Below are 20,209 nucleotides of genomic sequence, written 5' to 3' on the forward strand. Positions count from 1 at the left end.
CCTATTCGGCCGCTTTGGGCATGGCCGCACGGCCGCGCGGTCCGGAGAAATATTCCTGGATCCACGGATGGTCCAGCGCGGTCAGCTCCTCGATCGTGCCCACCGCGATGACATGTTTGTCGGCAATCACCGCCACACGGTCGCAGATCGCATGCAGTGTGTCGAGATCGTGCGTGATGAGGAACACGGTGAGGTCGAGCTTCTTCTTCAGGGACAGGATGAGATTGTCGAACTTGGCCGCGCCGATCGGGTCGAGGCCCGCGGTCGGTTCGTCGAGAAACAGCAGTTCGGGATCGAGTGCGAGCGCTCGAGCGAGCGCGGCGCGCTTGCGCATGCCGCCCGACAATTCGCTCGGGAACTTGGGCCCGGCTTCTTCGCCAAGGCCGCTCATCGCGATCTTGTAACCAGCAATCTCGTCGATCAGCGGCGGCTTGATAAAGGGAAAATATTCGCGGATCGGGACCTGCACGTTCTCGGCGACCGTCAATGTAGAGAAGAGCGCGCCGTTCTGGAACAGGACGCCCCAGCGCCGCCGAATGTTCTTTGCCTCGACATCGTCGCGCCCGACCATATCCTCGCCGAGAACCTGGACCTCCCCCGCCGCCGGGGTCTGCAGACCGATGATAGAGCGCATCAGCACGCTCTTGCCCGCGCCCGAACCGCCGACCACGCCGATGATCTCGCCGCGACAGACCGTAAGGTCGAGGTCTTCGTGCACGACCTGATCGCCGAACTCGTTGCGCAGGCCGCGCACCTCGATGATGGGATCGCAATTCTCCATCAGATCCACCCGATCGCCGAAAAGAAAACCGCGAAGATGGCGTCGATGACGATCACGAGGAAGATCGACTGGACGACCGCGTTTGTGGTGCGGATGCCGACGTCCTCGCTGTTCCCCTTCACCTGCATTCCCTGGTAGCACCCCGACAGCGCGATCAGGAATCCGAAGATCGGGGCCTTGACGAGTCCCACCCACAGATCGGTGATCGGAGTGACTTCCTGAAGGCGCTGAATGAAGGTGAGTGGCGGCGTGTCGAGCGCGACCCAGACGAACAGCCCGCCCCCGACAAGGCTCATCACCATCGCGAAAAAGGCGAGCAGCGGCATCATGATGACCGCCGCCATGACGCGCGGAATGACCAGCGCCTCGACCGGCGAGACGCCGATGGTCCGCATCGCATCGACTTCCTCGGTGATCTTCATGGTGCCCAATTGCGCGGCGAAAGCGCTGCCCGAGCGGCCCGCGACCATGATCGCTGTCATCAGCGTGCCCAATTCGCGCAGCGTCAGGCGGCCGATCAGGTTGATCGTGTACACTTCGGCACCGAACTGGCGCAGCTGCACCGCACCCTGCTGGCCGATCACGATACCGATGAGAAAGCTCATCAGCCCGATGATGCCGAGCGCGCGGACCCCGACGAGGTCGAAGCGCTGGACGACCGCGTTGAAGCGGAACCGTCGCGGATGGCGGATGACCGCGGCGAAGCCGACGATCGTGGCGCCAAGAAAGCCGACCAACCCGAGGAACGTGCGCCAGAAGTCGCCTGCCCAGATGCCGATTTCTTCCAACAACTGGAGCGGGCCGGGCTTTTTCTCGGGCTTGATGCGGGTCGCTTGATCGGCGTCCTTCACTTCGTCGAGCAGCGCGCGGACCTTGGGCGGCACATTCTGGAGCGTCGCACCCCGCTCGCGCTTGGTGCGATAGAGCAGCCAGGCACCGACCGTGTCGGCACGGTCGATGTCGGAGAGATCGATGGTCAGCGGATCGGGCGCGGCGTTGATGTCGCGCTCGAGACTCCCGACGCGCGAGATCGTCAGCGCCCCGTTCGGGCGCAGCACATTGGCCGTCTCGCTGTCGGTCGTTTCGCTCCGCGTCGCCATTAATCCCTCCTTGAGACAAAGCGCGGGCCGCGGCAAGCACGCAAAGAGGGCGCTTGTGTGGCTGGGCGGCCCAATCTACCCCTGAAAGCGACCATGCGCGGCAAGTCCCCCACCAGCGGCGAGCGGCCGATCCTCTTCGTACCGCTGGGCCAGAGCGATCTGCGTCCCTTCGGGCTCGACGCGCGCATGCGGGCCTATCGCGTCGCCTCGATGGCCGGCATGGAGCCAGGCACCGAGGACAGCCTCAGGGAGACCGGCGATCGCGCCATCGTCATCCAGGACGTCGGGCATGTCGTCTCTCCCGGGTGGCTCGATTATATCCTTGCGCACCCGGGCCACCTCATCGTCCACCAGGGCCAGCCCGTGCTGGCGCATAGCCGGCGGCCCGCCGAACGGATGGAGGCGGAAAGACTGTTTGCCGCCGAGGGCTTCGAACGCGCCGAGGTTTTCACGGTCATCGACACGGCCGAAATCGATCTGGTGGCCGTCGACCAGCGCCATCGCCCCTTCATTGCCACCCTCGATGAAAGCGCCGACCTCGGCGAAATCGAGCGTGCGCTCTATGCCGCCGCCACGCCGCGCGTTGCCGACGCGGTAACACTCGGAATGCTGCGTCTGCCCGCTTTCCGCATCGCCCGCGCCGCGGCGCGTGCCGGGCTGACCGCCAACCGCCTGACCGCGATCGCGGCGCTGCTGGCGCTATTGGCCTTCCTGGCGTTCTGGTTCGCCGCCTTCGGGCTCGGCATCCTCTTGGCCGTCGCGTTTCTCCTCGCCGACGGCATGGACGGCAAGCTCGCCAAGGTCACGGGCACCTCGAGCGCGCTCGGGCGTCGGCTCGATGCCTTACTCGGGCTCGTCCACCCGCCGCTGTGGTACATCGGCTGGATGAACGGCGTGGAGGCAGGCGCGCGTGCGCTGGAGCCGGTCTATGCGGGACTTCTGCTTGCGACCATCATCGCGGCCTTCTTCATGCTGCACGCGATGGAAGCCTTCTTCGATCGCCGCTACGGCTTCCCGCTGTCGCTCTGGCGGCGGTTCGACAGTCGTTTCCGGCTGATATCGGCCCGTCGCAACATCAACATCCTCATCCTCGGCGTCAGCCTCGTTCTGATGCGGCCCGAGTGGGGAATTCAGTGGGTGGCGTTCTGGTCGCTGACGACGGTCATCGTCTATGCAGCGCGGCTGGCGACCGCGAAGAACCGCGCGTTGCGACGCGAATGGCCCACCACATGGCTTGAAGGCGAGGAACGATGAAACGCGATCTTGCGATCTACGACATGGACAAGACCATCACGCGGCGGCCAACCTACACGCCCTTCCTGCTGCATGCGGCAGTCAAGCGCGCACCGTGGAGGCTCCTGCTGTTGCCGCTCGTTGGTCTGTCGGTGCTAGCCTACCTCTTGCGCGCCATCGACCGCGCCAAACTGAAGGAGATCAACCATCGGCTGTTGATCGGATCGGCGGTTCGCGAGCAGCAATTGCTCCCCGTGGTTCAAAGTTTCGCCGAGAAAACACTCGGCGACAATCTGCGACCCGGCGCGCGCCAGGCGATCGAACGCGACCGCGCCGAGGGCCGGATGCTGGTGATGGCGACCGCCAGCTATCGTTTCTACGCGAAGGCGATCGGCGATGCATTGGGGTTCGACCATGTCATCGGGACGGGCACCAAGGGCGGGATCGACGACATGATCCATGCCAGCATCGAGGGGTATAACTGCTACGGCGCCGCCAAGCTCACCATGATCGAGGATTGGCTGAAGGACGCGGGCCTCGATCGCGAGCACGTCCGCTTCTATTCCGATCACAATTCGGACGCGTTCGCGTTCGAGTGGGCGGATGAGCCCGTGGCGGTAAACCCCGACGACGACCTTCGCAGGATCGCCGCCGTCAGGGGGTATGCCGTCGAGGACTGGGGCTAAACCGCTTCGAGCGCGTTCTTGAAGTCGGCGATCAAGTCGTCGGCTTTCTCGATGCCGATCGAAATGCGCACCAAATTGTCGCTGATCTTGAGCTGGTGCCGGCGTGTTTCGGGCACCGACAGATGCGTCATCGCGGCGGGCGCGCTCGCAAGCGTTTCGGTGCCGCCGAGGCTGACGGCGAGCTTTGCGATCTTGAGCGCGTCGAGAAACTTGAAGGCCTCCGCCTCCCCGCCCTTCAGATAGAGCGAGAAGGTCGATCCTGCTCCCAGCTCGTGACGGTCGTAGATGTCGCGCTGACGACTGCCTTCTTCGAGAAAACCGAGATAGCCAACGCTTTCGACCTTCGGGTGCGATCGCAAAAATTCGCAGACCTTTGCGGCATTCTCGCCCGCGCGGGTCATGCGCACTTCGACGGTCTCGAGGCTGCGCAGCAGCATCCATGCCGTGTTCGCGTCGCAGATGCCGCCCAATGTGTTCCGCATCGGTCGGATCTGGTCGATCAGCGCCTGCTTGCCGGTGATTCCGCCTGCGACGAGATCCGAATGGCCGCCGACATATTTGGTAAGGCTGTAGACGCTGAGGTCCGCGCCGTGCCGCTGCGGCGCCGACCAGAGCGGCCCCAGGAAGGTATTGTCCATCGCGATCGGGGGCAGTTCGTCCTCACCATAAACCGCGCGGCGCGCTGCATCGACCGCCTGCACGTCGACCAGCGCGTTGGTCGGGTTGGCGGGGCTTTCGAGATAGATGAGCGCGACCTTGCCGCCCTTTTCCTCGGCCATCGCCTGCGCCTTCTTGAGCGCTTCGTCGATCTCCTCGCGGGTCGCGCTGGCGGGAAAGTCCAGGTGCTGGACGCCAAACTGCGGCAGAATCTTCATGACGACGCTCTCGGTCGCCGCATAGAGCGGGCCGCTCATCAAGATGACGTCATTCGGCCGGCAGAGCGCGAGCATCATCATCGAAATGGCGGTCATTCCGCTCGAGAAGACCAGCGCGTCGTCGCTCTCTTCCCACAGCGCCAGACGATCCTCGAGGATTTCCTGGTTGGGATTGTTGAAGCGCGAATAAACGAGCCCTTCCATGCCGCCGCCCGGGCGTTTCCCCGTGATGCCTTCGAAGAAATGCTTGCCCTCGGCTGCACTGTCGAAAACGAAGGTCGAGGTGTGGAAGATGGGAGCCTTGAGGCTCTGCTCGGACAAGGAAGGATTGTAGCCATAGCCCATCATCAAGGTTGCGGGGTCGAGCTTGTGGTCGCCGATCTTGCGGTCTTTCACGTCATGTCTCTCCTGAAAACTGGTTGGCGCCCGCTTAGCGGTCCGGCGCCGTCATGCCAATCATGCTGACCAGCCGTCCATCGCGATCCGACCCGTCGTGGCAGGCGCGGCGGTAGCTCGGCCATCGATCAGGCTGGCCATAGGTATCCTCGTCCGAGAGCCAGACGCGGCTCACGCCCGCAGCCTTCAACCGGGCGGCGACATAGCCGGGAAGGTCGAAGTGTGGGCGCCCGCTCGGCCCCTCGCGAAAGAAGGCGGCGTTTGCGGGATCTTCCTCGAGGAAGGCGTCGGGAAAATCCTCGCCGACTTCGTAATTCTTCTGGGCGATCGTCGGACCGATGGCGGCGGCGATCCGATCGATCCTGGCGCCCAGCGAAAGCATCGTCCCGATGCAGGCGTCGGTGACCCCGCCGATCGCGCCGCGCCACCCCGCATGGGCGGCCCCGATCACGCCCGCTTCTTCGTCGGCAAGCAGGACGGGCGCGCAGTCGGCCGTGACGATGGCGAGTATTAGGCCCGGCGTCGCCGTCGCCAGCGCATCGACTTCGGGTCGCTCCCCATCGGCGAACGGAGTCTCGACGGGCAGCGCCTTGGCGGAATGCACCTGCTTTGCGCGCACGACGCCCGCCGAAGGATCAAGCGCACGCGCCGCATCCTCTAGAGCGACATGGCGGTCGAAGAAGCCGTGTCCGAACGCAATCGAAGGCGCGATCAATCGTTCGCTCATCCGCCCAGACCCGCCGGTATCGGCCATCCCCTATGATGAACCGCCATCACCTTGAACAGCCTGCCCATCGCCTCCTCCGAGGCCAGCCGTCGCCGCTGCGCCGCAATGTCGTGGGCGCGCTCGGGGTTCTGCGCGGCAAGTGCCTGCGCGCGCGGGCCGAGGCCCAACGTCTCGAGCCAGTTGCCCTGGCTGATCACCCGCGTCGCCCGCGCCCCGCCCGCGATTGCAGCACGGGCGAGCGCGGCGAAATCGACGTGCGCGGTCAGGTCGGCGCTGCCGGGATAGTCGAGGACGCCGACCTTTTCGTGTCGCCGGACCGCCTGCAGCGTGTCGCCCTGCTCCGCCCCGGCATAGCCATAGTCGATGACGAGCATCGCGCCGCCGTGCGTTACGAGATGTTCCGCCAGCCGCATCATCATTTCGCTGGCGACTGGCGCCTCTTCACGCGTCGGACGTCCCTCAGGATCGAAGCGCAGTTGGTCACCTTCCAGTGTCACGCGCCGCTCGACATCCCCCACGAACTGCCGAACGGGCAGCGCGTCGAAAAACTCGTTCGCGACGATCAGCAGCGGTCGCCCGGGCAGGTCGCATACGTCCTCGTGCCATGTGGCGGTCGGATGGCGCTTCTCCTGTTCGGCGCGCAGCACCGAACTGGTTTCGACGAAATGCCGTTCGCCCTTGAACCCGACACCCATCAGCAGCCGCAGCGCGTCGGTCGCCAGCGTGCCCCGTCCCGGCCCAAGCTCGAGGTAAGCCGCATCGGCCGGCGCGCCTGCGCGCAAGAACATGTCCGCGAGGCAGGCGCCCACCATCTCGCCGAACATCTGGCTGATTTCGGGGGCGGTGGTGAAATCTCCCCCCCGCCCCAGCGGGTCGCGGCTGGCATAATAATGCGCGTTCGAGGCGCCCATATAATCTTCGAGCGTCATCGGCCCTTCGGCGTCGATGCGTCCGATGATGTCGTCTGCGAAGCTCACGCCACGCTTTGGGTGCCGAACGTCGGCTCGACCCGCACGCGGCGCTTCTTCGCCGTCGCCATCAGGAATGCCCCGCCGAGAATCATCGGCAGGCTCAGCCATTGCCCCATCTGCAGCCCACTCGCGAGCGCGAAGTCGGTCAGATGGCTGTCCGGCTCGCGCACGTATTCGATCAGGAAACGGAAGAGGCCGTAAAAGAAGACGAATGCGCCAACGAGCATGCCGGGATAGTATCGTGCCTTCGTTTTCCAGAACATCAGCGCAAGGATGACGAACAGTACCAGCCCCTCGAGCGCCGCCTCGTAGAGCTGGCTCGGATGGCGCGGCGGGCCGAGGACGGCGACCCCGTTGATATTCTCGACGAAGCGGATTGCCCAAGGCACGTCGGTCACCCCGCCCCACAATTCGCCGTTCACGAAATTGGCGAGCCGCCCGAAGCCCAGCCCGATCGGGACGCAGCAGGCGACATAGTCGTGCACCCGCAGCCAGTTCAATTTGTGCTTCCAGCTGTAGAGGATGATCGCGAGGCTGACGCCGATGACCCCGCCGTGGAAGCTCATGCCTCCGTCGCGAAGGTTGAGGATCCCGAACGGCGGCGGCAGATCGACACCGAACATGGTCGTGCCGTTCGATAGATAGAAGGGCAGGTTGTAGAAGATCACATAGCCCAGACGTCCGCCGAGGATGACCCCCAGCGCCGCCCAAAAGACGAGATCGTCGACATGCCGCCGCGCCATCGGTGCGCCGGGCTGCTTAACCAGCTTGAGCACGTACCAATAGCCGATGAAGATGCCCGCGATATAGGCGATGGAATACCATTTGAGATCGTAGAAGCCGAGGCTGAGCGCGGTGTCCGACAGTCCGAGATCGGGGAAGGCGGTATAATCGTCGATCGCATTTTCCGACGGAACGGGGTTGGGGGCGGGCAGAGCGGTCATACTGGCTTTCCTTGACTGTTCCTGCCTCATAGGGTGGCCTGCCACAAAGGCAAAGGAGAGATGGATGCCGAGCGCGCTGGATCAGGCTTACGAAAAGGTTCTGGAGAAGATCAGCGAGCCCGGGGGTCGCCTCGTGCTGGGCGAGAATGGCGATGGACGCACCATCGTCGCTAACTTTCCGCCGACGCTGCCGATGATGTTCTCGATGTTCGGCCAGTTCTACGGCCCCCATCCCTTCATCATCACCGACGACGAGCAACTGACCTATGCCGAATTGAACGCCTTGAGCGACCGGCTCGCGAAGGCACTGGTTGCGGGCGGACTTCAGAAGGGCGACCGTGTCGCCATCGCGATGCGCAACTGCACCGTCTGGATTGCCGCCTATATGGCGGTGCTGAAGGCAGGCGGGGTCGCAACATTGATCAACGGCTGGTGGCAAGGCGAGGAACTGCGTCACGCTATGGAGCTGACCGGTCCCACGAGGATCATCGCCGACGGGCCGCGCGGCAGGCTTGTCGATGCGCTGGGGATCGACGCGAGGCTGCACGTCATCGACATCCGCAAGCCTGCAGAAGAAGCGCTGGCTGCATTACTCGACGACGCCGACGAGGCGACGGAACTGCCGACCGTGACACCCGACGACGATGCCACCATCCTCTTCACCTCCGGCTCGACGGGCAAGGCCAAGGGTGCGGTCTCGACGCATCACCAGGTCACCCAGGGCACCTACACCTATGTCACTTCGCTGATGACGCTGCGCGGGATCCTCGAGAGCCAGGGCAATCCTGTCCCCGAGCAGATGCGGGCGCTGGTCAGCGTGCCGCTCTTCCACGTCACGGGCGAGGTTCCGGTGATGCTGACGAGCTATGTCATCGACCGCGCACTGGTGCTGATGCCCAAGTGGGATGCCGAAATGGCATTAAGGATGATCGACGAGCATAAGGTCACCGTCTTCACCGGCGTACCGACGATGGCGCTGGAATTGATGAACCACGAGAACAAGGACAAGTACGACCTGTCCTCGCTGGGCGACATCAACTCGGGCGGAGCCGCGCGTCCCGCCTCGCACCTCAAGCGCCAGGACGACGATTTGCCCGGCACCCGTTCGATCCAGGGTTACGGCCTTACCGAAACCAATGCGGTCGGCTGCGGCAATTTCTGGCAGAACTATCGCGACAAGCCGACCAGCGTCGGGCGCCCGCAGGAGCCGTTCGTCGAGATCGCGATCTTCGATGACCATGGCAAGAAGGTGCCGACCGGACAGACGGGGGAAATCGGCATCCGCGCCGCCGCCACCATCAAGGGCTACTGGAACGACGAAGAAGCCACCGAGGCCGCCTTCATCGACGGTTTTTTCCGCACCGGCGATGTCGGCTATCTCGACGAGGAAGGCTATCTCTTCATCGTCGACCGGATGAAGAACATCATCATTCGCGGCGGCGAGAATATCGCTGCCGCCGAGGTCGAAGAAGCGCTCTACGCGCACCCCGCCGTTGCCGAATGCATGGTCATGGCGAAAAAGGACGAACGGCTGGGCGAAGTGCCGATGGCGATCGTCTGGTGCGAGGGCGATTGTGCATCCGAGGCGTTGCGCGAACATCTTCAGTCCAAGCTCGCCGCCTTCAAGGTGCCCGACGACATCCTTCTTGCCGATGCGCCGCTGCCGCGCCTCGGCACCGGCAAGATCGACCGCATGGCCCTCGCCAAGCAATATGGCGACTGACGGAATTTGAGCGTGGCGCGGGGGGCGTGCGATGCGGATTGACCGGCGCAGCCTGCTGATCGGTGGCGGCGTGGGCCTCGGCCTTCTGGTCGCGTGGCGCCTGTGGCCGGACGGCGATGCCGCACTGCCGGTGCCCGAGGGCGGGCGCGCGATCGGCGGCCTGCTGACGCTCGCCCCCGACGGCACCATCACGCTCCATAGCCCGCAGGTCGAGACCGGGCAGGGTATCTGGACCGCGCTCGCCATGCTCGTCGCCGACGAAATGGGCGCGCGGCTCGACGATATCGCCGTCCAGCCGCTGCAGGCGGGCGGCGGGTTCGACAATCCGGCCATCGAGCGCGCCTTCGGTGCGGACGTGCGCTTCACCGGCGCCGGCACGTCGATCGAGGGGTTTGCGCTCGGCGTGCGCAAGGCCGCTACGACGATGCGCGATCTGCTGCTGGCGGAAGCGGCGGAACGGACGGGATCGAGTGTGGGCGATCTTACGATCGGCGACGGATTGGTCGATGGCGGTCCGCGCCCGATCCCCTTGGCCGACCTTGCCGAGGGCGCGGCGGGGCGGCGGGCTCCGTTTTCGAGCGAATTGGGCAAGTGGGGCGCGGGCGGATTGGTCGGAACCGACGCCCCCCGCGTCGACCTGCCCGCCAAGATGCGCGGCAGCTGGCGGTTCGCGAGCGACGTGCGCCTGCCCCAGATGCTCCATGCCGCCGTGCGTCTTCCGCCTTCGGGTGGCAGGATCACGGGCCTCGACCGAGCCGCGGCGACCGCGACGCCGGGGCTCGTCGAGATTGTCGAAACCCAAACCTATGTCGCGACCCTCGGCGAAACCGGATGGGCCGCCGAGCGGGCGCTGGCGGCGGCGCGGGTGCGCTTCTCGTCGCAGCCGATCGACGATGATGCCATCGAGCGCGCCTTGGACACGGCGCTCGACGCGGGCGAGGCGCGAAATCTCGTCGACATCGGAGATGCCGAACGCGCCATCCGCGATGCGCAGGCACCATTCGCGGCGCGCTACAGGATCGCTCCGCTCGTCCATCGCGGACTAGAGCCGATCAGCGCAACCGCCCGCCCCCGCAGCGACGGCGGCGTGGACGTCTGGGCAGGCACGCAGGCACCGGACGCGACGCGCGCCGCCATCGCCGATCTGATCGGGGTGGGCGCGGGCGCGGTGCGGCTCATCCCCATGTCGGTAGGCGGGGGCAGCGGGCGAATGGCCGAGAATGACGCCGCGCCCGTCGCCGCCGATCTCGCCAGGCGTCTGGGGCGTCCTGTGCAGGTCACGCTTTCGCATCGGCAGGGACAGACGACCGCACCGGTGAGACCACCACTCGCCGCGCTGGTGCAGGCGCGGATCGGCGATGGACGGATCGCTGCGTGGCAGGCGCGCTATGCAGGCCTGCCGGGGTTCGGCGCGATGCTGGCCCGCGCGGACGGCGGTACGACACAAATGCATGTCGGCGAGCGCGGTCTGCCCTACGCCATCCCCGACCAGCGGATCGATGCGGTCAAGGCCGACCTCGCGATCCGCACCGGCTATCACGCTGGCGAGGAGGCGCTGCATACGTTCGTCACCGAAAGCGTGGTCGATGAACTGGCGCGACGGGCGCGCGGTGAACCGCTTTCTTTTCGTCTGGCGATGCTGTCGGGCGACTTTCGCATGGTGTCGCTGCTGCGCCGCGCTGCCGATACCGCCGGATGGGACGGGGGCGGTCCGGGCAGCCGGATGGGAATCGCCTGCGCCCACATCCGTGGCAGCCGGATCGCCTGCGTCGCCGAGGCTAGCCTCACCGGCACGCGCGTCGACGTGCATCGCCTCGTCGCGGCGGTCGATTGTGGCGCGGCGGTTCATCCCGGCCTTGTCGAGCAGCAGGTGGCGGGCGGGCTTCTCCAGGGCGCGCGCGATGCGATCCTGGCCGCGCCGACCTATGTAGACGCAATGTCCTTCGACCGCGCCCGGCCCGGCGCTGCGCTCGCCGAAAACGCGCAGGTCGAGGTCGTGGTCATGCCGTCCGACCAGCCGCCGACCGGGGTCACGCCCCTGGGCCCCGCCATCGCGCCCGCCGCCATCACCAATGCGCTCGCCGCCGACCAAGGGCCACGCTTGCGCCGCCTGCCCTTCGCGCTAGACGGAACGCCATGACGCAAAAGCCCGCCGATCACCCGACCTTTCCGCCCCCCAAGGTCGGCGTCCTGCTCGCCAATCTTGGTACGCCCGATGCCGCCGAAACGAGCGCGGTCCGGCGCTATCTCAAGCAATTCCTTTCCGACCGCCGCGTCATCGAAATCCCGGCCATCGCTTGGCAGCCGATCCTTCGCGGGATCATCCTCAACACCCGTCCGAAGAAGAGTGCTGCGGCCTATCGCGAGGTGTGGACCGACGACGGCTCCCCACTTGCGGCCATCACCAAGCACCAGGCGGCCAAGCTCGCTCCGCGGCTCGGCGAACGCGTCGTCGTCGACTGGGCGATGCGCTACGGCAATCCCTCGATCCCCGACGCGATGGACCGGTTGTGGGAGGCAGGCGCGCGCCGCATCCTCTTCGCGCCGCTCTATCCGCAATATTGCGCCGCCACGACCGCGAGCGGCATGGATGCGTTGGGGGACTGGCTTGCAGACCGGCGATGGCAGCCCGCAATCCGGACGTTGCCGCCTTATTACGACGATCCGGTGCACTTGGCGGCGCTGGAGGCGGATCTGCGCGGCCAGCTTGCGGGTCTGGACTTCACCCCCGACCGGCTGCTCCTGAGTTTCCACGGCATGCCGGAGCGCACGCTCGAGAAGGGCGATCCCTATCACTGCCACTGCCAGAAGACCGCGCGGCTTCTCGGCGAGCGGCTCGAGGTCCAAACAGACATCGCCTTCCAGTCGCGCTTCGGGCCCGCGCAGTGGCTCACCCCCGCGACCGACGACACACTCAAGGCCTATCCGTCGCGGGGCGTCACCAAGGTCGCGATCGCCGCACCGGGTTTTTCGGCCGACTGCCTCGAGACGATCGAGGAGCTCGGTATCCGCGGGAAAGAGGACTTCCTCGAGGCGGGTGGGGAACGGTTCGCCCGTCTCGACTGTCTTAATGACAATGAGGTCGGCATGGACATGCTCGAGGCGCTCGTTCGCCGCGAACTGTCCGGCTGGACCTGACGAGGATCAACAGGGAGAGGTTTTGGACATGGGCGAGAGAACGGCAATCGTGACCGGCGGCACGCGTGGGATCGGCGAGGCGATCAGCGTGCATTTGAAGAACATGGGAATGAACGTCGCCGCGACCTATGCGGGCAACGACGAAGCGGCAAAGGCCTTCACCGAACGCACGGGCGTCAAGGCTTATAAGTTCGACGTCGCCGATTTCGAGCAGTGCCAGGAAGCAGTGACGAAGATCGAGCAGGAACTCGGCACGGTCGACGTGCTCGTCAACAATGCGGGCATCACCCGCGATGCGACGATGAAGAAGCAGAGCCGCAACCAGTGGCAGGAAGTCATCGACACCAACCTTGGTGGTTGTTTCAACATGGCCAAGGCGGTGTTCGAAGGGATGGTCGATCGGGGCTACGGACGGATCGTCAACATCGGCTCGATCAACGGTCAGGCGGGCCAGTATGGCCAGGTCAATTATGCGGCCGCCAAATCCGGCATCCACGGCTTTACCAAGGCGCTGGCGCAGGAAGGCGCCCGCAGCGGCGTGACGGTCAACGCGATCGCGCCAGGCTATATCGACACCGACATGGTCGCGGCCGTGCCCGACAACGTGCTCGAGAAGATCGTCGCGCGCATTCCCGTCAACCGTCTCGGCAAGGCGGAAGAGATTGCGCGGGGTGTCGGGTTTCTGGTCGACGAGGATGCGGGTTTCGTCACCGGCTCGACCCTGTCGATCAACGGCGGGCAGCACATGTATTGATCAGGCGCAGGCGCAGAAGGGCAAAACCCTTCTGTCGCCGAGCCGCCAAAGGCGGAGCGCGCAGACCGGACGGCGGGTCGGTCATGCCCAACCCGACCGACGGCGCGAGGCCGCCCTCGCGCCGCAAGCGCGGATGTTGACATGACCTTCACCCCCGACCCCCCGACAAAACGCTCGGTCACCATCGGCGGCCACGAAACCTCGATCACGCTGGAGCCGCTTTTCTGGGCCGCGCTGCGTCATGCCGCGAGCGAACGCGACCTCCCCGTCAACGCCCTGGTCGCGCAGATCGACCTTACCCGCTTCGACGCAACGGGCGCGCCGCGCTGCGGGCTCGCGAGCGCGATTCGGCAATGGCTGATGGTGGAAGGGCCGATCGCGCGGAGCGATTAGCCCAGCCGTTTCAGGACCGCTTCTCGAAATGCCGCACCCTCGTCAGCCGCATGGCGGAGGAACAGCTCGGGTTCGATCAGCTCCAGTTCCATCAAGAGCGGACCGCCCGCCGTCATCACCATATCGGCGCGCGCATAGGCCGGGGCGAAGGGCGCCTCGCCAAGCGCTGCCTCGGCCAGCGCCCGCGCGGCTTCGGGCGCATCGATCGCCTGATCGGTGCCACCGAATTCGGGTTGGACCCGAAATTCGCCTTCCTTTGCACGCTTGATCACGGCGTGGCTGTAGACATTGTCGAAATAGAGGAGCGACAGTTCGCCATCGGCGATTTCGGGAAGGAACGGCTGCACGATCAGTCGCGTGTCGCGCACGTCTTCGGGTAGGGCATCGCCCGCACGCATTGCGTAGGTCCCCGCGCCCGAGGCCGACAGCCGCGGCTTGACCACAAGGCGATCGGTGCCGAATGCCTGCACCGCACGCGCGAGAAGATCCGCCTCGCCCTCTTCGCTCTCGAGCGTCGGGACGACCGCGACGCCCTTGCCGGCCAGCTCGGTCAGATAGGCCTTGTCCGAATTCCATCGCAGGATCGCAGGGTCGTTGACGCACGGGACGCCACGAAAGGCGATGCGATCGAGAAGGTCGAACCAGCGGCCTGCATCAAGATGATAGCCCCACGCGATCAGCGGCAGGACCGCATCGACGCTTTTCAGAAACGTATCGTCGGCCTCGTTCCAGCGACGCTCGACGATCTCATGCCCATCGGCCTCGAAGATGGCGCGCTGGCGGGCCAGTTCGGCGGCGAAGAACTGGGGTTCCCACCGCGAAGGCGTCAGAAGTCCGAGTTTCATTCCAGCCTCAGCGCGCGAGCAGGATGCGCGCCTGGTTGGCGAGCTGCGCCAGCATCGGAACGGACACGCCGCCTGCCTGCTGCGCCCGGTTCACCAGCCGATTGAACTGCGCGAGCCGCGGCTTGTTGCGTTCGATCCACCGCTCGATCTTCACGTCGAGGTCGGTATCGCCGCGCTTCAGGCGCGAGAGGAAGTCGATCCGCAGTTGCTCGAAATCGCGCGCGAGCCCCGCGACGAGCAGTCGCTCCCAATTATCGGAGGGAACGTAGCGGGTGAGCTGTTGCTGCGCCCAGTCGAGCCCCAGCGCTTCGCCCAAGCGAGTATAGGCCGAGGTCAATTCGAGAATGTCGGTCTCCCGCCGCTGCGCCAAGGCCGAAAGGCCGAACACGCCATCCATCTCGAACAGGCGGATGAGATCGTCGACGATGTCCTCGCTGGCGCCCATCCCCGTCAGCCGATCGCGCCGCGAGGCCGCCTCGGCACGCACTTCGGCGCGGATCAGGCGCTTGGTCGCCTTTGCGACTTCCCGATAGCCCGGTCCGAACAGATCCAGAAGCGCCGAAACACTGGTTTCCGAGCCCGCCGAGCGGAGGATGTCGGACAGGTGGCTGCGGATCGACTTCGCCGCGACCGAGAAGAGCTCGATGCGCGTCGCTTCCGTGACGTCGGCGGTCTCGATCTTGTCCCAAAGCTCCTGGAGGCCGAGCAGATTTTCGGCCACGAGAAAGGCCACCGCGACCTGGCCCAGGGCGGCCCCTTCCTCCTCGGTCATGTCGAGCGCGACCGACGGTCCCAGACGGTTCACGAGGCGGTTGGCGACCTTGGTGGCGATGATCTCGTTCTCGAGACGGTGCTGCGCGACAGCATCCTTATGCTCCTCGATCATCTGCGGCGGGAAGGCAGCGAACAGCTCGGCTTCCATGATCGGATCCTCGCACAGATCGAGTTTCTCGGCCGCATCCTGCAGCGCCATCTTGGACATCGATAGAACGATGGCGAGTTCGGGACGCGTGAGACCGACATTGTCGAGGCCGCGGCGCAGGAGTGCATCGGAGCTGGCCAGCCCCTCGACCTTGCGATCGAGCCGGCCCGAGGCTTCGAGCAGTTCGATCGTACGCACGAAACCGGGCAAGCCGGTCGCGCCGCGCGCCTCGGCGATCGAAAGTGCCAGCGCCTGCAGGCGGTTGTCCTCCAGCACCAGATCGGCGACCTCCTCGGTCATCGACACGAGCAGAGCGTTGCGTTCTTCCAGACCGAGATCACCCTCGCGCATTTCGCGGTTCAAGGGGATCTTGATGTTCACCTCGTTGTCCGAACAATCGACGCCCGCCGAATTGTCGATGAAGTCGGTATTGATGCGACCGCCACCCAAGGCAAATTCGATGCGGCCTTCCTGCGTGATGCCGAGGTTTGCGCCTTCGCCGATTGCCTTGACGCGCAATTCCGCGCCGTCGACGCGAAGATTGTCGTTGGTGGGATCGCCAACCGAGGAATTCGACTGGCTTGAGGCCTTTACGTACGTACCGATGCCGCCGAACCAAAGAAGGTCGGCAGGCGCCGTGAGGATCGCCGAGAGGATCTGGTTCGCGGAGAAGGGGCCTTCTTCCTCGAGGCCGATCGCAGCCCGCGCCTCATCGGACAATTCGATCGACTTGGTCGTGCGCGAGACGACGATGCCACCCTTCGAGAGAAGCTTCGGATTATAGTCCTGCCAGCTCGATCGCGGCAGTTTGAAGAGGCGCTCGCGCTCCTTCCAACTTTTGGCGGGGTCGGGGTCGGGGTCGATGAAGATATCGCGATGGTCGAAGGCCGCGACCAGCCGGAGCTTCTTCGACAAGAGCATGCCGTTGCCGAAGACGTCGCCCGACATGTCGCCGACGCCGACGACGTCGATACTCTCGGTCTGGACGTCGACGCCCATCTCGAGGAAATGCCGCTGCACCGACACCCAGGCACCGCGCGCGGTGATCCCCATCGCCTTGTGGTCGTATCCGTTCGACCCGCCGCTAGCGAAAGCATCGCCGAGCCAGAAGCCGCGCTCCAGCGCGATGGCGTTGGCGACGTCCGAGAAGCTCGCGGTGCCCTTGTCGGCGGCGACGACGAAATAGGGATCCTCGCCATCGTGAATGACGACGCCGTCGGGATGGACGACCTTGTCCTCGACGATATTGTCGGTGACCGACAGGAGCGAGCGGATGAAGATGCGATAGGCTTCGGTGCCTTCCGCGAGCCAGGCATCGCGATCGCTCGGCGCAGGCAGCTGTTTGGCGTAGAAACCGCCCTTGGCGCCCGTCGGCACGATGACCGCATTCTTGACCAGCTGCGCCTTCACGAGTCCCAGCACCTCGGTGCGGAAATCATCGCGCCGGTCGGACCAGCGCAGCCCGCCGCGCGCGACCGGGCCGCCGCGCAGGTGGATGCCCTCGACGCGCGGGCTGTAGACCCAGATCTCGCGGTACGGGACGGGGCGCGGAAGGCCGGGAATCGCGCCGCTGTCGAATTTGAACGCCAGCGCCTCGCCTTCGTCGATCGCGAACGCGTTGGTGCGAAGGCACGCGGTAACGAGCGTGCGGAAGAGGCGCAGGATGCGGTCGTCGTCGATCGCCTGCACATGAGCGAGCGCATCGTCGAACCGCTCGAGTTCTCTCGCGAAACGCTCGTCGCGGCCCTGCGGGTTGGAAGGGTCATGTGCGGCGCAGAAGGCCGCGATCAATGCCGCAGTCGCCTCGGGCGCGTCCTGGAGGGTCTCGACGACGGTGGCGAGACCGAAGGCGACGCCGATCTGTCGCAAGTAGCGGAACCAGGCGCGCAACCAGACGACCGATGCGGGATCGAGGCCCGCGAGCAGCACCAGGCTGTTGAACCCGTCATTCTCCGCCAGACCCGCAATGACGTCGGCGATGGCTTTCTCGACCACATCGGCGCGCGCCATGATCTCGTCGACATCGGTACCGTCGGGCAGTTCGAGACGGAAATCGTGAAGCTGGCCCAGTGCGCCGTCGGCGAGGCCGGTGGGAATTTCCTCGAGCACGCGGAAGCCGAAGTCCTCGAGCACGGGGACCGCATCGGACAGGGGGATGATGCCCTTCTTGCGATAGGTCTTGAGCCGCAGTTCGTTGGCGTGGTCCGAAGCTCGACGATACAGGCGGACGTCGCGCTGGTCCTTCTTCTCGTCGAGCGAGCTGATCCGCGCGATGTCGAGCGCGCCTTCGCTCGGTTCGGTGCGGCTCCGATAGCTTTCGGGCATCGCGGGCAGATAGGTCAGTGCCAGGCGCGTCGCGCGGCCCGAGCCGACCAGGTCGATGAGTTCGCTTTCGACCGCGGGCGCCCAGCCGCGCACCATTGCGACCAGCGCCGCATCGAGTGCGGCGACGTCGGGCAGTTCCATCGAGGGGTCGGTTGCCATCGTGTAGCGAAGCAGGGCGAGCTCACCGTCGCCCAGCTCTACCGAGAAGGAAGAGACGGGCGAGCCGACCTCGTCTTCGAGCATGACGGCAATCGCCTTGCGCCGCGAGGTGGACAGCTCGTCGCGCGGCAGCCAGACGAAGGCGTAGAGATGCCGCTGGAGAGCGCCCTTCAGCACCAGCATGACGGGGCGCGGACGATCGGCGAGGCTCATCGCGGTCAGCGCCGCCTCGCGGACTTCCTCTTCCTCGAAGCTGATAACGAGGTCGTGGGGGAGCGTGGAGATGGCATGGGTCAGCGCCTTGCTGCCGTGGCTGGCGGGCGAGAAGCCGAGCTCCTTGTCGAGCGCCTCCAGCCGCTGGCGCAGGATCGGCACGTCTTCGGCAGGCGCGCGCAGGGCCGCGCTGGTCCACAGGCCGCAATGCAGGCTGATACAGTCGTCGCGGCGCACCATGATGACGTCGAGCGGGACACGACGATGGACGGGCGAGATCTGGTCCGCTTTCATGATCAGATAGCTACGGCCGCCGTCGGTGAGCGCCTCGATCGCGGCCTTGGTGACGCTCGGGTCCCAAAGCTCGACGCCCGAGCGCAGGATCCCCTGCCCTTCGCGGCGCGTGCCGTCCTTCTCGATGAGGGCGTGGCCGAGCAGGGTGAAATGGTTCTGGCGCAGCCATTGCATGAAGGCCGCCGCCTCCGGCCGTGAATTCTCGAGCGCCTCGGCGTCTGCCTCCATCTCGGCAAGCATGTCGCGCCAGTCACGCACCGCCGCGCGAACATGGTCGAGCACGTCGCGCAGATGCTTGGAGAGTTCGCTGCGCTTGCGCGCGTCGGCACGGTCCAATTCGATGAAGATGAGCGATTCCGCCGGCGCGTCCGGGTCGAACTTCTCGAAATTGCCGTCCTTGTCGCGCTTCACGCCAAGGATCGGATGCAGCAGTCGATAGACCGACAGGCCCTTGGCCGAAACGGCGCCCGCAACCGAATCGACGAGGAAGGGCATGTCGTCGTTGACGAGCGCGAGCTGCATCCGCCGCTGCCCGGCTTCGCCGCCCGAACTTTCAAGCGTGAGCTTCAGTTCGCCGGGCTTGCGCTGCTGCGCGACGCGGGCGACGAAAGCCGCCGCTTCCGTCAGATCCTCACTGTCGAACCCTTCGAGATCGCCGGGAAGCGCACTTGCTTCCAGCGCCTCTTCCAACTTGCCGACGCACTGCTCGTCGATCCGCTGCTCGCCCATAAATTCCTATCCTGACGCCCGAGACGTGGGCGCGGGCTATAGACCCGCTCCCGATGCAACAACAAGGGGCGTTCGGTAGTCCGTTGGAGGCTAGCGGGCGGCGTTCAAAATGGCGCGGTCGAGGAGCTTGTCGTCGATCACGCGGGCGATCGGCGCATGACCGCCGGAATCGTCGCGACGAACCAGGACAAGGGCGAATTCCTCGTTGGCGCCGAGATGCGCCAGATCGATGGAATCGCGCTGACGCAGGCTCGCGCACGCCTTTCCGATGCGGGGATTGGCGCGCGGTTCGCGTACGTCCTCGCCGCGCTTGGCGAGGCGCTCGGCGGCCACCAGCCCCTTCAATCCGCCTTCGGCTTGGGACACGAACGCTTCGAACGCGCCGCGATCGACGCCTTCGCGGTGGCCGTAGCTCAAGGCGGCGGCAAACTCGGTGAGGCGTGTCTTGTCGTAGTCGAGCCCGAAAACGAGCTTCACGATTGGCGTCATCGGCGCACGCGCCTGGACGGTCAGCTCGGCCGCGTCGAGCAGGGCGGCATAGGCTTCGGGCTCCTCGGCGGCGACGATGCTGAAATCATAGGCCTGGCCGAGCGCCTCGTAGAGCGCGGCGCGGCTGCGCCCGTCCGCATCTTTCGAAAGCGCTGCCGACGCGCGCGCGGTTTCGAGCCATTCTGCCAGCGCGGAGACGGTGTCTGCCTCGTCATCCGCCTCTTCGGGCTCGGCGCTCGGTTCCTCGACCGCGAGCTCGGCGTCGACGTCTTGCTCGGCAGCGAAGGCCGCGGCTTCCATTGCGGGATCGAACGTCACGACGGGCGGGGCCGGCTCCGCCACCGCACTCTCGGACACCGGCTCGGAGAGATTTCCATCGGTGTCCGGCTCCGTCTGCAAATTCTCGACGACCTCATCCGACCCGTCCGATTCGGCTTCGGCTTCGGCTTCGGCTTCGGCTTCGGCTTCGGCTTCGGCTTCGGCTTCGGCTTCGGCTTCGGCTTCGGCTTCGG

At 65.6% G+C, this 20,209-nt stretch carries 15 protein-coding genes and 1 pseudogene; 7 read left to right on the top strand and 9 right to left on the bottom strand.

The annotated features are described in order from the left end of the window. Nucleotide 1: 1 nt before the first annotated feature. Nucleotides 2–781 carry an ABC transporter ATP-binding protein gene (locus WJS89_RS06145; RefSeq protein ID WP_346340037.1) on the bottom strand — a complete coding sequence of 260 codons (780 nt, stop codon included), beginning with the start codon at nt 779–781 and terminating at the stop codon, nt 2–4. After that, entirely contained in the window at nt 781–1,881 is a 1,101-nt protein-coding gene (locus tag WJS89_RS06150; RefSeq protein ID WP_346340038.1) for an ABC transporter permease, read from the bottom strand. Before WJS89_RS06150 ends, WJS89_RS06145 begins: the two co-directional genes overlap by 1 nt. 93 nt (nt 1,882–1,974) lie before the next feature. Here WJS89_RS06150 and WJS89_RS06155 point away from each other — a divergent pair, with 93 nt between their 5' ends. Beyond that, nucleotides 1,975–3,135, top strand: coding sequence for a CDP-alcohol phosphatidyltransferase family protein (locus tag WJS89_RS06155; protein ID WP_346340039.1), 1,161 nt, complete (start codon nt 1,975–1,977; stop codon nt 3,133–3,135). Then, nucleotides 3,132–3,800 carry an HAD family hydrolase gene (locus WJS89_RS06160; protein ID WP_346340040.1) on the top strand — a complete coding sequence of 223 codons (669 nt, stop codon included), beginning with the start codon at nt 3,132–3,134 and terminating at the stop codon, nt 3,798–3,800. The genes WJS89_RS06155 and WJS89_RS06160 overlap by 4 nt, the downstream gene beginning before the upstream one ends. Here the strand turns inward: WJS89_RS06160 and WJS89_RS06165 are convergent. From WJS89_RS06165 to lgt, 4 genes are read right to left on the bottom strand one after another with little or no spacing between them, the layout of a single operon-like run. Further along, nucleotides 3,797–5,071: a cystathionine gamma-synthase family protein gene (locus WJS89_RS06165; protein ID WP_346340041.1), complete on the bottom strand. Its 1,275-nt coding sequence runs from the start codon at nt 5,069–5,071 to the stop codon at nt 3,797–3,799. The two genes, WJS89_RS06160 and WJS89_RS06165, sit on opposite strands and share 4 nt — an antisense overlap. Nucleotides 5,072–5,105: 34 nt before the next feature. Continuing rightward, nucleotides 5,106–5,825 carry a peptidoglycan editing factor PgeF gene (gene pgeF / locus WJS89_RS06170; protein ID WP_346340042.1) on the bottom strand — a complete coding sequence of 240 codons (720 nt, stop codon included), beginning with the start codon at nt 5,823–5,825 and terminating at the stop codon, nt 5,106–5,108. Further along, nucleotides 5,795–6,775: a class I SAM-dependent methyltransferase gene (locus WJS89_RS06175; RefSeq protein ID WP_346340043.1), complete on the bottom strand. Its 981-nt coding sequence runs from the start codon at nt 6,773–6,775 to the stop codon at nt 5,795–5,797. The genes pgeF and WJS89_RS06175 overlap by 31 nt, the downstream gene beginning before the upstream one ends. Continuing rightward, on the bottom strand, nt 6,772–7,713 hold the full coding sequence (lgt, locus tag WJS89_RS06180) for a prolipoprotein diacylglyceryl transferase (RefSeq protein WP_346340044.1): 942 nt from the start codon (nt 7,711–7,713) through the stop codon (nt 6,772–6,774). Before lgt ends, WJS89_RS06175 begins: the two co-directional genes overlap by 4 nt. 64 nt (nt 7,714–7,777) lie before the next feature. Between lgt and WJS89_RS06185 the strand changes: the two genes are divergently transcribed. From WJS89_RS06185 to WJS89_RS06205, 5 genes are all read left to right on the top strand, one after another. Further along, complete coding sequence (locus WJS89_RS06185; protein ID WP_346340045.1) at nt 7,778–9,436, top strand: class I adenylate-forming enzyme family protein; 1,659 nt, start codon at nt 7,778–7,780, stop codon at nt 9,434–9,436. Nucleotides 9,437–9,467: 31 nt separating this feature from the next. Next, a complete protein-coding gene (locus WJS89_RS06190) occupies nt 9,468–11,576 on the top strand; it encodes a molybdopterin cofactor-binding domain-containing protein (RefSeq protein ID WP_346340046.1) in 2,109 nt (702 codons plus the stop codon). Beyond that, nucleotides 11,573–12,574, top strand: a complete 1,002-nt coding sequence (gene hemH, locus WJS89_RS06195; protein ID WP_346340047.1) for a ferrochelatase — start codon at nt 11,573–11,575, stop codon at nt 12,572–12,574. Before WJS89_RS06190 ends, hemH begins: the two co-directional genes overlap by 4 nt. 28 nt (nt 12,575–12,602) lie before the next feature. After that, on the top strand, nt 12,603–13,328 hold the full coding sequence (phbB, locus tag WJS89_RS06200; RefSeq protein WP_346340048.1) for an acetoacetyl-CoA reductase: 726 nt from the start codon (nt 12,603–12,605) through the stop codon (nt 13,326–13,328). A 141-nt stretch (nt 13,329–13,469) separates the two neighbouring features. Further along, nucleotides 13,470–13,721 (top strand): ribbon-helix-helix domain-containing protein, encoded by a 252-nt coding sequence (locus tag WJS89_RS06205; protein ID WP_346340049.1) that lies wholly within the window; start codon nt 13,470–13,472, stop codon nt 13,719–13,721. On the opposite strand, the gene WJS89_RS06210 is transcribed toward WJS89_RS06205, so the two are convergent. The 3 genes and pseudogenes from WJS89_RS06210 to WJS89_RS06220 all read right to left on the bottom strand — a co-directional run. Next, nucleotides 13,718–14,566: an ATP-grasp domain-containing protein gene (locus WJS89_RS06210; RefSeq protein WP_346340050.1), complete on the bottom strand. Its 849-nt coding sequence runs from the start codon at nt 14,564–14,566 to the stop codon at nt 13,718–13,720. The two genes, WJS89_RS06205 and WJS89_RS06210, sit on opposite strands and share 4 nt — an antisense overlap. Nucleotides 14,567–14,573: 7 nt before the next feature. Then, a complete protein-coding gene (locus WJS89_RS06215; RefSeq protein WP_346340051.1) occupies nt 14,574–19,208 on the bottom strand; it encodes an NAD-glutamate dehydrogenase in 4,635 nt (1,544 codons plus the stop codon). Between the two features lie 90 nt (nt 19,209–19,298). Continuing rightward, nucleotides 19,299–20,209, bottom strand: a pseudogene (locus tag WJS89_RS06220) (PAS domain-containing protein); the annotation flags it as partial.

Origin of the sequence: Sphingomicrobium aquimarinum (assembly GCF_039655735.1) — a bacterium.
GTDB lineage: Bacteria > Pseudomonadota > Alphaproteobacteria > Sphingomonadales > Sphingomonadaceae > Sphingomicrobium > Sphingomicrobium aquimarinum.

What these genes read in the sequence shown, in the direction of transcription:
- WJS89_RS06210 (WP_346340050.1), bottom strand. Translation starts at nt 14,566, where the DNA reads ATGAAACTCGGACTTCTGACGCCTTCGCGGTGGGAACCCCAGTTCTTC.
- WJS89_RS06205 (WP_346340049.1), top strand. Translation starts at nt 13,470, where the DNA reads ATGACCTTCACCCCCGACCCCCCGACAAAACGCTCGGTCACCATCGGC.
- phbB (WP_346340048.1), top strand. Translation starts at nt 12,603, where the DNA reads ATGGGCGAGAGAACGGCAATCGTGACCGGCGGCACGCGTGGGATCGGC.
- WJS89_RS06185 (WP_346340045.1), top strand. Translation starts at nt 7,778, where the DNA reads ATGCCGAGCGCGCTGGATCAGGCTTACGAAAAGGTTCTGGAGAAGATC.
- hemH (WP_346340047.1), top strand. Translation starts at nt 11,573, where the DNA reads ATGACGCAAAAGCCCGCCGATCACCCGACCTTTCCGCCCCCCAAGGTC.
- WJS89_RS06215 (WP_346340051.1), bottom strand. Translation starts at nt 19,208, where the DNA reads ATGGGCGAGCAGCGGATCGACGAGCAGTGCGTCGGCAAGTTGGAAGAG.
- lgt (WP_346340044.1), bottom strand. Translation starts at nt 7,713, where the DNA reads ATGACCGCTCTGCCCGCCCCCAACCCCGTTCCGTCGGAAAATGCGATC.
- WJS89_RS06150 (WP_346340038.1), bottom strand. Translation starts at nt 1,881, where the DNA reads ATGGCGACGCGGAGCGAAACGACCGACAGCGAGACGGCCAATGTGCTG.
- WJS89_RS06190 (WP_346340046.1), top strand. Translation starts at nt 9,468, where the DNA reads ATGCGGATTGACCGGCGCAGCCTGCTGATCGGTGGCGGCGTGGGCCTC.
- WJS89_RS06155 (WP_346340039.1), top strand. Translation starts at nt 1,975, where the DNA reads ATGCGCGGCAAGTCCCCCACCAGCGGCGAGCGGCCGATCCTCTTCGTA.
- WJS89_RS06160 (WP_346340040.1), top strand. Translation starts at nt 3,132, where the DNA reads ATGAAACGCGATCTTGCGATCTACGACATGGACAAGACCATCACGCGG.
- pgeF (WP_346340042.1), bottom strand. Translation starts at nt 5,825, where the DNA reads ATGGCCGATACCGGCGGGTCTGGGCGGATGAGCGAACGATTGATCGCG.
- WJS89_RS06145 (WP_346340037.1), bottom strand. Translation starts at nt 781, where the DNA reads ATGGAGAATTGCGATCCCATCATCGAGGTGCGCGGCCTGCGCAACGAG.